15 protein-coding genes are annotated in these 13405 nt (G+C 36.9%); all 15 read right to left on the reverse strand.

Going from position 1 to position 13405, the window contains the following annotated elements; all coding sequences use genetic code 11:
- Positions 1 to 76: 76 nt before the first annotated feature.
- Positions 77 to 628, reverse strand: coding sequence for a signal peptidase I (gene lepB, locus JR050_RS12420; RefSeq protein ID WP_204203814.1), 552 nt, complete (start codon positions 626 to 628; stop codon positions 77 to 79).
- Between the two features lie 65 nt (positions 629 to 693).
- Positions 694 to 1041 carry a 50S ribosomal protein L19 gene (rplS, locus tag JR050_RS12425; RefSeq protein WP_204203962.1) on the reverse strand — a complete coding sequence of 116 codons (348 nt, stop codon included), beginning with the start codon at positions 1039 to 1041 and terminating at the stop codon, positions 694 to 696.
- Between the two features lie 134 nt (positions 1042 to 1175).
- On the reverse strand, positions 1176 to 1913 hold the full coding sequence (gene trmD, locus JR050_RS12430) for a tRNA (guanosine(37)-N1)-methyltransferase TrmD (protein WP_204203815.1): 738 nt from the start codon (positions 1911 to 1913) through the stop codon (positions 1176 to 1178).
- Positions 1914 to 2432 carry a ribosome maturation factor RimM gene (gene rimM / locus JR050_RS12435; RefSeq protein WP_204203816.1) on the reverse strand — a complete coding sequence of 173 codons (519 nt, stop codon included), beginning with the start codon at positions 2430 to 2432 and terminating at the stop codon, positions 1914 to 1916.
- An 11-nt stretch (positions 2433 to 2443) separates the two neighbouring features.
- On the reverse strand, positions 2444 to 2821 hold the full coding sequence (locus JR050_RS12440) for a YlqD family protein (protein ID WP_204203817.1): 378 nt from the start codon (positions 2819 to 2821) through the stop codon (positions 2444 to 2446).
- A gap of 194 nt (positions 2822 to 3015) precedes the next feature.
- On the reverse strand, positions 3016 to 3243 hold the full coding sequence (locus JR050_RS12445; RefSeq protein WP_204203818.1) for a KH domain-containing protein: 228 nt from the start codon (positions 3241 to 3243) through the stop codon (positions 3016 to 3018).
- A 14-nt stretch (positions 3244 to 3257) separates the two neighbouring features.
- Entirely contained in the window at positions 3258 to 3530 is a 273-nt protein-coding gene (gene rpsP / locus JR050_RS12450; protein ID WP_204203819.1) for a 30S ribosomal protein S16, read from the reverse strand.
- A 155-nt stretch (positions 3531 to 3685) separates the two neighbouring features.
- Positions 3686 to 5029: a signal recognition particle protein gene (gene ffh / locus JR050_RS12455; RefSeq protein ID WP_204203820.1), complete on the reverse strand. Its 1344-nt coding sequence runs from the start codon at positions 5027 to 5029 to the stop codon at positions 3686 to 3688.
- Between the two features lie 12 nt (positions 5030 to 5041).
- Positions 5042 to 5362, reverse strand: a complete 321-nt coding sequence (locus JR050_RS12460) for a putative DNA-binding protein (protein WP_204203821.1) — start codon at positions 5360 to 5362, stop codon at positions 5042 to 5044.
- A gap of 172 nt (positions 5363 to 5534) precedes the next feature.
- Positions 5535 to 6524, reverse strand: coding sequence for a signal recognition particle-docking protein FtsY (gene ftsY, locus JR050_RS12465; RefSeq protein ID WP_204203822.1), 990 nt, complete (start codon positions 6522 to 6524; stop codon positions 5535 to 5537).
- Between the two features lie 137 nt (positions 6525 to 6661).
- Entirely contained in the window at positions 6662 to 10231 is a 3570-nt protein-coding gene (gene smc / locus JR050_RS12470; RefSeq protein ID WP_204203823.1) for a chromosome segregation protein SMC, read from the reverse strand.
- A gap of 307 nt (positions 10232 to 10538) precedes the next feature.
- A complete protein-coding gene (gene rnc / locus JR050_RS12475) occupies positions 10539 to 11288 on the reverse strand; it encodes a ribonuclease III (protein ID WP_430392880.1) in 750 nt (249 codons plus the stop codon).
- A 118-nt stretch (positions 11289 to 11406) separates the two neighbouring features.
- Positions 11407 to 11640, reverse strand: coding sequence for an acyl carrier protein (gene acpP / locus JR050_RS12480; RefSeq protein ID WP_204203825.1), 234 nt, complete (start codon positions 11638 to 11640; stop codon positions 11407 to 11409).
- A 77-nt stretch (positions 11641 to 11717) separates the two neighbouring features.
- On the reverse strand, positions 11718 to 12458 hold the full coding sequence (gene fabG, locus JR050_RS12485) for a 3-oxoacyl-[acyl-carrier-protein] reductase (RefSeq protein ID WP_204203826.1): 741 nt from the start codon (positions 12456 to 12458) through the stop codon (positions 11718 to 11720).
- Positions 12459 to 12462: 4 nt separating this feature from the next.
- The gene (fabD, locus tag JR050_RS12490) at positions 12463 to 13404 is read right to left on the reverse strand and encodes an ACP S-malonyltransferase (protein WP_204203827.1); all 942 of its coding nucleotides are present in this window, start codon (positions 13402 to 13404) and stop codon (positions 12463 to 12465) included.
- Position 13405: the final 1 nt, after the last annotated feature.

Raw genomic sequence — 13405 nt, forward strand, 5'->3', positions numbered from 1 at the left:
TACATAAGATACACTCAAAATTTTATTTTATCTTAAACTGTAAGAAAGGGAAGGAGTCACCTCTTTCCCTTTCTTTCTATTCTACGAAGCCAATTTCAGACGCCGGCCAGTAGATTATATTTGTTTTTCCTATTACTTCTTCCATAGATACAAACCCTATACTACGACTATCCTTACTGTACCTACGATTGTCCCCCATCACAAAAAGATGACCCTCAGGTACAGTCTTTTGACCAGTAAGTTCTTGTAATTCAAAATCAAAGGTTAGTGGAGCATCTATTATTTCACCTTTAGCTCCAACTAAATATGGTTCCTCTACAGGCTCTCCATTTATGTATAACGTATCATTTTTATATTCAACATGCTCACCAGGTAATCCAATTACACGTTTAATGTAATCTTTTTGTTCTGGAGCATGAAATACAATGATATCAAAACGGTTTGGCTCTCCTATATTATAACTCAATTTATTTACAATCATTCGATTTTGATGCTCTAATGTTGGCATCATGGATAGTCCGTCCACTACGATTGGTGCAAAAAGAAAGTATCGTATTCCTGCAGCTAATATTACTGCAATAGCAAGAGCTTTAATCCATTCCCAAGCTTCACTTTTTTGACGGGTCATTTCATTAGCCTCCACTTAATTTTACGTGTGAAAAAGGAGCTTGATATTCAAGCTCCTTGTTTCTCTTATCGACGGATTTCTTTAATACGTGCAGCTTTACCACGTAGATCGCGTAAATAGTACAGCTTCGCACGGCGAACTTTACCATGACGAATAACTTCGATTTGCGCAATTTTTGGTGAGTGCACTGGGAATGTACGCTCTACACCAACACCGTAAGAAATCTTACGTACTGTGAATGTTTCGCTGATTCCACCACCACGACGCTTGATCACAACACCTTCAAAGAGCTGGATACGCTCACGAGTTCCCTCGATAACCTTTACGTGTACACGTACAGTATCACCAGAACGGAAAGCAGGTAGATCTGATTTAAGTTGATCTTTAGTGATTTCTTCAATTAATTTTTGCATCGTTTTCAACTCCTTCCAACAGATGCTCATTACAATGCATAATATCATCGCAGCGGAACACCGTTATAACAGACTGGCTTTATAGCCTAAGTCACAAGAAATATCTTAACATATCAGCACTTTACATGCAATAGCTAGTCACGTTCTTTTCGAAACTCTTCAAGCCATTTCTTTTTAACGTCACTTAATTGCTCCTCTACTAACAAGTCTGGTCTTCTTAAAAATGTTCTACGCAACGATTCCTTTTCTCGCCATTCATCAATGAGCTTATGATTCCCTGATAATAAGACATCAGGAACCTTTAAACCTCGAAATTCCGAAGGTCTAGTATATTGGGGATGCTCTAAATACCCAGTACTAAATGAATCTTTCTTATGAGATGTTTCATTACCAAGAACACCAGGGAGAAGTCTTACTACACTGTCTACTATGACCATGGAAGCAAGCTCCCCACCCGTTAAAACATAGTCACCAATTGAAATTTCATCTGTCACGACATGCTCTCTTATTCTTTCATCATAACCTTCATAATGACCACAGATAAAGATAAGGTGCTCTTCATTCGCTAGCTCTTCTGCTTTCTTCTGATTATACCTCACGCCTTGAGGACACATTAAGATCACTCGTGGCTTCACAGTTGAATCTTTTGATAAATCATCAACAGCATCGAAAATCGGTTGAGGTGTCAGCACCATCCCCGCACCTCCGCCGTATGGATAATCATCAACATTGTTATGCTTATTCGTTGAGTAGTCTCTAAAATTCACTACAGAAAACTCTACTGCGCCTCTATCCTGTGCATTTTTCATAATTGAATGTTGCAGAACACCTGTAAACATCTCAGGGAACAAGGATAAAATATTGATTCTCATTTATGATAGCAATCCTTCCATTAAGTGAATGACTATCTTCTTATTTTCCACGTCAATTTCTTTCACGACATCCTCGATATAAGGAATTAATACATCTTTTTCACCAATTCTTTGAAGTACCCAAACATCATTTGCGCCAGTTGATATGATTTCTTTTACTTTCCCTATTTCTAGACCTTCTTCAGAATAAACGACACATCCGATAATCTCATGGTAATAAAATTCACCCTCGTTTAGATCACCTAGTTGATCCTCTGATACCTTTAATGTTGCACCTTTAAACTTTTCAACATCATTAACAGTTGTATATCCATCAAACATTAATAAATCAAAGTTTTTATGGACACGATGAGCTGAAATTTTCACTTCGATAGGATCTGCATTATTTTCTTTGAAAATATATAGTGTATTCCCTTTCACATAACGTTCATCTGCAAAATCTGTTGTAGAAATGACCCTTACTTCTCCACGTATTCCGTGGGTATTTACTATTTTACCGACGTTAAAGTAATTAGCCAAAAACATCACCTCTATCTGATTTCAATTACACGGCCATCTTTAATAATAATGGTCTTCTGAAGTGAATCCCATTGATTTCCTACTTCAACGCGTATAATTGCTTGAACTTCTTTTTGTTTAATCTCACTACCTATGGGTAGGATATGTAATTGCTTCAATCTAAACTCAAGCATCTTTATTTCCTCTTCACGACTGTTTAGTTCCTTCTTGAAGAAGTCATGATTTGGAGAAGGTCCCTTTTTCTTATACTGTAACTTTTTTTGTTCAAACTGCAGTTGTTCACATTCCTTTTTAAGCTGTAAAATCTCACTATTAAAAAAATCTAGCAACTGTTGTTTACTTAATTCAGTGAGGATTTGTTTGACGATGACTGTTTGTATAATTTCCATGTTCACCATCCTAATTAAATTGTTCCCTTTTTTTGTAAGCATTACTTACTTTGAAACAACTCTTATATCTTATAAGGTAGACAGTGCTGTTAACTTTCTTTAAGGAAGTGTAGTCTATGTAAACTGGTTATAAGTAGCGAAAAAAGGGAGAGGAAATATCCTCACCCTTTCTTTCTGAATCATAAATTCGAAACTTATTGTATATCTAGTTGAATACGCTTTTCGCTCTTAGTAGCGGCAGCATAGATTACTGTACGGATTGCCTTTGCAACTCGTCCATTTTTACCTATTATTTTACCCACATCTTCTTTATGAACAGAAAGTTTATAAGAGATGTGGTTGTTGTCTTCTACTTCAGTAATGACAACATCATCTGGATAGTCAACTAAAGGTTTTACAATCGTTTCAATTAGATCCTTCATAGCATTCACATTCATTACTTACTGTTTTTTGCTACGTGGAACTTTTCCATGATACCTTGCTTAGAGAAAAGGTTGCGAACTGTATCAGATGGTTTCGCACCAGTTTGTAACCACTTAAGAGCTAGAGTTTCATTGATATCAACGATTGCTGGCTCAGTAACTGGATTGTAAGTTCCGATTTCTTCGATGAAACGGCCATCACGTGGTGAACGAGAATCTGCTACTACCACACGATAGAAAGGACTTTTCTTTGAACCCATACGCTTTAAACGAATTTTAACTGCCATTTGTATATAACCTCCGAAATAATAATTTATGTTTTTTAATGGATATATATTTTATCCTTGTTATTGACAACAAAATATATAATATCAGTATAAGAAATGTTTGTAAAGTATTTTTTCTTAACAGTGGTATAAAAAGTAGTTATTATTCTATTTGTTTACATAAAAGGAAGCTTGAAACCGCCTTTTTTCTTCCCTTTTTGCATGTTTGTCATTTGCTTCATCATTTTCTTCATGTCTTCAAATTGCTTAAGTAAGCGATTTACTTCTTGAACAGATGTTCCACTTCCTTTAGCTATACGTTTTTTACGACTTGCATTGATGATTTCAGGTTGAACTTTTTCTTTTTTCGTCATGGATTTAATAATTGCTTCTACATGACTAATTTGCTTCTCATCAACTTTCATATCCTTTAGACCTTTTATTTTGTTTGCACCAGGCATCATGCCTAATAACTCATCAAGAGGTCCCATACTTCTAACTTGTGCAAGTTGATCAAGGAAATCATCCAATGTAAACGACATTGTACGCATCTTTTGTTCTAATTCTTTTGCTTTTTCTTCATCTACGGAAGCTTGTGCCTTTTCAATTAGAGTAAGCACATCTCCCATTCCTAATATTCGCGAAGCCATACGTTCTGGGTGGAATGGTTCAATCGCATCCATCTTCTCCCCTAAACCAACGAACTTAATTGGCGTGTTTGTTACTGCCTTAACTGATAAAGCAGCACCGCCACGTGTGTCACCATCAAGCTTTGTTAACACAACACCAGTTATGTCCAGCTGTTCATTAAAGCTTTGCGCGACATTTACCGCATCTTGACCAGTCATCGCATCAACAACTAAGAAAATTTCATTCGGCTTTGAAATTTCTTTAACTTCTTTAAGTTCATTCATTAAGTTTTCATCTACGTGAAGTCGACCTGCTGTATCGATTAGAACATAATCATAATGCTCTTTTTTTGCGTGTTCGATCGCTTGTTTTGCAATTTCAACAGGACTTACTTGGTCTCCTAATGAGAAGACAGGCATGCTTAGTTGCTTTCCAAGAGTCTCTAACTGCTTAATAGCAGCTGGTCTATATATATCTGCTGCTACGAGTAAAGGATTGCGATTATACTTCTTTCTTAATAGATTTGCTAGTTTTCCTGTTGTTGTCGTTTTACCGGCACCTTGCAAACCTACCATCATCACAACTGTCGGTGGTCTGTTTGAAACTGCAATCTTACTTTGCTCTCCACCCATTAACGCTGTAAGCTCTTCTTGTACAACCTTAATAACTTGTTGTCCAGGAGTTAAGCTTTTCATCACTTCTTGTCCAACGGAACGCTCGGAAACCTTTTTGACAAAGTCTTTTACCACTTTGAAGTTTACATCAGCTTCAAGAAGCGCCAAGCGTACTTCTCTCATCATTTCTTTTACATCAGCTTCTGTAACTTTTCCTTTACCTTTAATCTTCTGAATGGTACTTTGCAAACGGTCGGCTAATCCTTCAAATGCCATTACTGCCGCCCCCTAATCTAATTTCTCGATTTCTTCGATTAAATGAATTGCTTTTGGATTATCTTTCATTAGTTGTTTACATTCATTTAACAGCGACATTCTACTTTGGAATTTCTCTAGTAAACAAAGTTTGTTTTCGTATTCTTCAAGCATTGCTTCGGTCCGTTTGATATTATCATAGACTGCTTGACGACTAACCTCATACTCTTCTGCGATCTCTCCTAAAGAATGATCGTCTAAATAATATTGCTCCATATAGCTTCGTTGCTTAGGAGTGAGGAGCGATTGATAGAAATCAAACAAGTAATTCATTCTTGTTGTTTTCTCTAGCATAAGAGACCCCTCCATCATTACGTACATACCTTTAAACTAACATATTACATGATTTAACGTCAAGTTATTACACTTGACGAACTGTTCATCTTATAGTATGTGACATTGTTTGTTAGCTCCATGATGACACTAAAAATGTGGCCCCCTTTTCAATGTAAGGAGGCCATAATAACTATTCGTTCTCTGCTTCAATCATTTCACTAAATAATCCATATACAAATTGCTCTGCATTAAATTCTTGTAAGTCATCCATTTGCTCACCTAAGCCAACAAATTTAACTGGTGTTTGTAGTTCATTCCGAATCGCAAGAACAATTCCACCCTTAGCTGTTCCATCAAGTTTCGTTAATACAATACCAGTTACATCCGTAGCTTCTGTAAAAGTCTTTGCCTGGCTCATTGCATTTTGTCCGGTTGTCGCGTCTAACACTAACAATACTTCATGAGGGGCACCTGCAACTTCTCTTTCAATAACACGTTTCACTTTTTCTAACTCTTTCATTAAGTTTACTTTGTTTTGCAGTCGACCAGCCGTATCACATAGAAGTATATCAACATTTCTAGACTTTGCTGCTTGGAGTGCATCGTACATGACAGCTGCAGGATCTGAGCCTTCAGATTGTTTAATCACATCTACTCCGACTCTTTCACCCCAAACTTCAAGTTGTTCGATTGCACCCGCTCTAAACGTGTCTCCCGCTGCCAATAAAACTTTCTTACCATCTTGCTTTAACTTATGAGCAAGCTTTCCGACAGAAGTGGTTTTCCCAACTCCATTTACCCCTACAACAAGAACGACAGTCAGTCCATTTTTTTGAATATTGAGCCCCTCAGTTTCTCTATCGTCACCTTGATAAATCTCAACAAGCTTTTCAGAAATGACGGCTTGTACATCACGAGGCTCTTGTATATTTCTTTTCTTTACTTCATCCTTCAGTTCGTCGATTAAATCCATAACCGTCGTTACCCCAACATCAGCAGAAATTAAAATTTCTTCTAATTCTTCGAAGAAATCTTCATCTACTTTTCGATAACGGTATACTAAGTCATTTACTTTTCCGGAGAAGGAGTCTCTTGTTTTGGATAAACCATCCTTAAATTTTTCAGTTACAGAATCAGTTTGATTTGAGATTTTTTCTTTTAACTTTTTAAAGAAGCTCATTTCTTAACCCCTCTTTATCTTTTATGTACTCTTGTGTTGAATAACACTAAAATACGCTATATATCTCGTAAGTTCCCTCACAAGCACTCAGAAGGAGAATTCGCTGATTTTAGGTTATTCAACAATTAAAAATAAAATTAACTAATTCCAATAAGTTCCTTTGAATCCTCAAGTCGAACAGAAACAAGTTTTGAAACACCCGATTCCTGCATTGTTACTCCATATAAGACGTCACTTTCTTCCATTGTTCCTTTACGGTGAGTAATGACAATAAATTGAGTTTCTTTACTGAACTTTTTTAAATATAAACCAAATCGGTGTACGTTTGCATCATCCAATGCCGCTTCAACTTCATCTAGAACACAGAACGGAACTGGACGCACCTTTAAAATTGAAAATAATAATGCTATGGCAGTAAGTGCTCTTTCCCCACCTGATAAGAGTCCAAGATTTTGTAACTTTTTACCTGGGGGCTGAGCAACGATATCAACGCCGGTATTTAATAAATCATCAGGATTTGTTAAGCGAAGATCTGCTCTTCCACCACCAAATAATGATTGGAACACTTGCTCAAAATGAGAACGAATGCTAGTAAACGTTGTTTCGAAGCGTTTCTTCATTTCGTCATCCATTTCATGAATGACTCTAAATAACGTATCCTTCGCTTCAACTAAGTCTGTTTTTTGCTCATGCAAGAAATGATGACGCTCAGACACACGTTCATATTCCTCAATTGCACCTAAGTTTACAGAACCTAACTCATCAATAGCTAGCTTAACTAACTTTACCTTTTTCTTCGCCTCACTATACTCCACTGTTAGTGGGTATTTTTCTTTTGCCGCTTCAAAGGAAAGCATGTATTCTTCACGCAAATGAGTTAGATGATTTTCAAGCTCTACATCTAGACGATTACATTTAACTTCTTCATCCTTAATGACCTCAACAATTTGCTTATACATACGTCTTAGTTCTTTTAATTCGTTCTCCATATCTTCCATTTTCGTTTGGAGATTAAGTCTCTCTTCTCTTCTTGTAGAGATTAACGAAAGTGTATCATTTTTATCTTGGAGCTTTTGCTTCGCTTGTAGCTCTAGCTGTTCTTCACCCGAATCAGTAGAACTCATTTCACTTGAGAGAAGGTGTAAATCTTCTTTTATTGAGTTTAACTGGTGTATAGTCTCTCCTAATTCAGCTTTAACTCGATCTACTTTTTCCTGGTGATTTGAAAGGAGTTGTCTCTTTTCCGCAAGATGGATACGAACGTCTGTTATTTCAGATTGTAACGTTTCCTTCGAAGTTTGTTGTTCAGTTTTCAATGAGGTTAATTGTTTAATTTCTTCATCAAGGTTATTAATTGTTTCTTCAAGCGTAACAAGATCTTCTCTCAGCTGCTCTTTTCTCTTTGAAAGATCGTGTTGGTCTACCTTGAACAATTCTTTTTCTTGATCATACATAGCTAAACGCTCATTTAAACTCTTTTCTTCAACCTCTACTTCTCGGATACTTGATTTAATGCCTTGAACGGCAAAACGCAATTCTTCGCCTTCATTTCTTGCTTCGTTTAGGCTTGTCTCATCATCTAGTATCGTCTTCTTTTGTGTTTTTACATACTCTTCAAGCTGAGCTGTTTTTTCTTCAATTTCTTGAAGCTTTGTAGAAAGTTGCTCAAGCTCACGCTGTCTACTTAAAAGCGAACTTGATTTCTGCTTCACCGCACCACCTGTCATAGCACCACCAGGACTAACAACGTCCCCTTCTAGTGTGACTAAACGATAACGGTAGTTAATGATTTTCGCTAGATCGTTCGCACTTTTTAGATCTGTCGTAATCATTACATTACCTAGTAGACTTCCAATAACGCTATCATATTTTTCATCATATGAAATTAAGTCAGATGCTATTCCGACAAATCCTGCTTGTGACTTAACACGTGCTAAAACATCACCTGGCATTGATTTCTTCGATACAACTGACAATGGTAAGAAGGTTGCACGTCCAAAATGGTTCTGTTTTAGGAATTGAATTGCTTGTCTTGCATTGGATTCATTTTTCACAACAATATGCTGCATAGATGCTCCAAGCGCAATTTCAAGTGATGTTTCATATTCTTTCGGCACCGTTATTAACTCTGCAATTGCCCCTTCAATTCCATCAAGTTTATGGTTTCTTGCTTTCAGTACTTCCTTAACACCTTGGAAAAAGCCAGAATAATCCTCTTGCATTTCTTCTAGTGTTTCCTTACGAGATTTCGTTTGTTGTAATACTTGATATGCTTGATACAGCATTGATTCTCGTTTTTGGAAATCTTCCTTAGACTTCTCAATCTTTACTTGTAGCTTTCGATAATTGTCGACTTTATCGTTTAGAGCTTCAGTTTGTTCATCAAGTTGTATTTGGAGCTCTTGCTTTTTCCCTTCTAACTCTTGACGTAATACGATGTACTTTTCATTTGAGTGATCTAGCCTCTCATTTTTTGCATGTTGTTGTTTTAATTGTTCATCAATGTTTGAGAGCTCATTTCGTTTCGATGCTTGATGATTTAAGTGCTCGATGTAATCACTTTTAATATTTTCTAATTGCTCGTCAATGTTCTCTGAATAGGCACTGTAAAGCTTTTCCTTTTCATCTAGTTCAGCCTTAAGCTTCTTAACTGTGGCTTTCATTTCATTTAATAATTGTGTTTCTTTAGTTAACAGCTCTTTGTATGTCACAATTTTATGTTCATTTTCGGTTACTTGCTTTTCAAGCTGACTGCGGTTTTGCGAAGCATTTTTCTTTCGTTCTTTAAGTACTTCTTTTTTTCCTTCAACTTTTTCAAGCTCTTCACTTACAAGCAATAGTGTTTCCTGAAGCTGCGAAACAGAATCATCTAGTTCTCGAATAGAGGCACGAATCCCCTCAATTTGAGCTTCTTCACTTTGTATTTTTGAGGCCATTTGAATTTCTTGATCTTTACGGGCTTCCACTTGCTTTAATAGAGTTTCCCACTTTTCATGTAGGTCCTCAATTTCAAATACGGTTAAGGCCACTTCAAACTTTTCTAGTTCTTCTTTTTTCTCTAAAAAGTCTTTAGCAATAGAGGATTGAAGTTTTAATGGCTCTAGCTGATTTTCTAGTTCGTGTAAAATATCTTCCACACGATTTAAGTTTTCTTGCGTTTCGAATAACTTTTGTTCTGCTTTCTTTTTACGCGTTTTATATTTAAGTACGCCAGCTGCTTCTTCGAAAATTGTTCTTCTCTCTTCAGCTTTGCTACTTAAAATCTCTTCTACTTTTCCTTGCGATATAATAGAAAAAGCTTCTCTTCCTAATCCAGAATCCATTAATAAATCTACGATATCCTTTAAACGACATGACTGTTTATTAATATAAAATTCTGATTCACCCGATCTATATACACGTCTAGTAATACTTACTTCATGATAATCTATCGGTAAAAATTGATCTTCGTTGTCAAGTGTAAGCGTAACTTCTCCTACGTTAAGTGCTTTTCTTGAATCACTTCCCGCAAAAATAATGTCTTCCATCTTCGCCCCACGTAATGACTTTGCTGATTGTTCACCTAGTACCCAACGAATGGCATCGGTAATGTTACTTTTCCCACTTCCGTTTGGACCTACTACAGCCGTAACACCCGGCACAAAGTCGACAGAGACACGCTCAGCAAACGACTTGAATCCTACAATATCTAAACGTTTGAGGAACACGTTCTTTCCCTCCTACTATAGCTCTATTAATCTATAAAATTAGTTTACCCTTTATCCCGTTCTAACTTGGGCTAATCCACCATTTCACTTAAAGATAATTTCACAAGCTTTAGTGAAGGATAAGCGCCAGTAAGAACCCGATTGGTTCAACTAGCATCAGTGAGGGAAGAAAATCCCCCACTGATATAAGTTTCACTTTATTCTACCATGAAATAAAAAAGGAATCCCTATTTTTCAAGGGATTTCCTTAATTTTCACAGGCAAGATACATTAGTAATTTTTGTTATTGAAATCTCTATTATGAATGTTACTTACTGCCTTTTAATAGTTGCAGTGCTTCTTGAGCAGCATGTTGTTCTGCTTCTTTTTTCGATTTCCCAACACCTGTCCCTAACGTTTCACCATTAAGATAGACTTGTGACTCAAAGATCCGATTGTGTGCTGGACCTTTTTCATTTAATATTTTGTATTCAATAGCTCCCTTTCCATCCCGCTGTACTAACTCTTGTAATTGACTTTTATAATCCATCACATGAGAAAAAGCACCATTTGCAATTTTAGGAAATACTACCTTCTCTAAAAACTTCCATACAATATCAAGGCCTTGATCTAAATACAATGCCCCAATAAATGCCTCAAAAACGTCTGCTAGAAGAGCTGGGCGCTCTCTCCCTTTTGTTAGTTCTTCACCTTTTCCAAGCAAGACTAACTTACCAAAGTGTAAACTATTCGCAAACTGCACGAGAGACGGTTCACAAACAATGGAAGCGCGTAATTTTGTTAATTGCCCTTCACTCATTGTTGGGTATAGTTCAAATAAGTATTTAGACACGGTTAATTCTAATACTGCATCCCCTAAAAACTCAAGCCGTTCGTTATCTTCAAATGGTCTTCTACGATGCTCATTCACATAAGATGAATGTGTAAATGCCTGGTACAAAAGCTTTTCATTTAGGAAGTGTATTCCAATCTCATCTTGAAAGGCTAGAAAGGCTGCTTTTTGTGTTGAAAATGATTTTTTATTTGTTGATTTCATGGAAACCTTCCTCCAAGGCAATTAGTGTTACTTTGACTCACTATTTCCGATTGTACTCCTTGTAAAATAAAAAAGCTAGGAAAGTCCCGCATTTTGATACGGGACTTTCCTTCTTCTTTAATACGTGCCTCAATTATAATTATAGAGAGCTTTGTATGTAATTAACAGCATCTCCTACTGTTACAATCTTTTCAGCATCTTCGTCTGAAATTTCCATATCAAACTCATCTTCTAATTCCATAACTAGTTCAACTACGTCTAGTGAATCTGCTCCTAAATCGTCCTTGAATTTCGCTTCTGGCTTAACCTCAGCCTCATCAACACCTAGACGATCTACAACAATCTTCGTTACACGCTCTAAAACATCTGCCATCTGTGTTCACCTCCCCTCAAGTAGTCATTATAGTCAATGCTAGTAAAAATTACTAGCCGTTTCCTAAACTAATAGTATTACATTACCATTCCGCCATCAACATGAAGCGTTTGTCCTGTCATGTACTTACTATCTTCCGAAGCAAGGAACGAAACAACTTTTGCAATATCCCCAGGCTCACCAAATCGAGATAGTGGAATTTGCTTTAACATTTCTTCCTTCACTTCAGCAGGAAGTTCATCTGTCATATCAGTTGTGATAAATCCAGGAGCAATAGCATTCACATTAATGTTACGTGCTGATAATTCCTTAGCAGTAGTTTTCGTTAACCCGATAACTCCTGCTTTTGCAGCTACATAGTTTGCTTGCCCTGGGTTTCCACTCACTCCGACGATAGACGCAATATTAATGATTTTACCGCTTCTTTGCTTCATCATTTGTCTTGTTACAGCCTTTGTACAAAGGAATACCCCTTTTAGGTTCGTGTTAATAACCGCATCCCACTCGTCTTCTTTCATTCTCATTAATAGATTATCTCTCGTTATTCCAGCGTTATTAACAAGGATATCTAGACTACCAAACGTATCGATTACTTGTTTCACCATACTTGAAACAGACTCTGAAACCGAGACATCCGCTTGAATCGCAATTGCTTCTTGACCGAGTGACTTAATTTCATCGACTAACTCATTCGCCTTTGATTCACTTCCAGAATAGTTAACTGCTATCTTAGCTCCTTTTTGAGCTAGTTCAATCGCAATCGCACGACCAATTCCGCGAGATGCTCCTGTTACTAAGGCTACTTTACCTGTTAACATAGGATTACTCCCCCTTTAACGTTGTAATTGTATTTGCTAGTGATTCCTCATCATAAACTGAGAAGATTTTGACAGAACGGTCTACCTTTTTCACCAATCCTGATAATACTTTACCAGGACCGATTTCAATAAAAGTATCGACTCCTAAGTTAATCATCTCTTCCACTGATTGTTGCCACCTTACAGGTGAATACAATTGTTCAACAAGTTTTTCTTTTATAACTTCTGCATCTGTCATTTGAGAAGCAGTTACATTTGCAATGACAGGTATTTTTGCCTCTTGAATTGATATCGAATCTAACACACTCTTTAATTGCTCAGCAGCTGGCTTCATTAATGAAGAGTGGAATGGCCCACTAACTTCTAGTGGTATAACACGTTTTGCTCCTGCTTCTTTTGCTAAAGAACCTGCTAACTCAACTCCTTTAGCTGATCCAGAGATAACAATTTGCCCAGGGCAATTTAAATTTGCAAGTTGTACAGGATTTCCTTCTTCCGTAACTTGATTCGTTACATCCTGTAGTGGATTTACTTCAATTCCTAGTACTGCAGCCATTGCACCAATTCCAGCAGGCACAGCTTCCTCCATGAATTCTCCTCGTTTTCTGACTGTATAAACAGCATCTTCAAAGGAGATGGATTCTGAAGCAACAAGTGCAGTATATTCTCCTAAACTATGACCAGCTACGTAGGAAGGAATAATTCCTGATTGCTTGAAACGTTCATAAATGGCCATACAAGTTGTTAATAATGCTGGCTGTGTGTTTACAGTTAATGTTAATTGGTCTTGGGGCCCTTCGAATATGAGCTTGGATAATGAAATACCAAGCTTTTGATCAGCTCTATTAAAAATTTCTTGGACTTCTAGATATTGGTCAGCGAGCTCTTTCCCCATGCCTACAGTTTGTGATCCTTGTCCAGGAAAAATCAAGGCGATTTTATTCATA

Origin of the sequence: Bacillus suaedaesalsae (genome assembly GCF_016890225.1) — a bacterium.
Classification (GTDB): Bacteria; Bacillota; Bacilli; order Bacillales; family SA4; genus Bacillus_BS; species Bacillus_BS suaedaesalsae.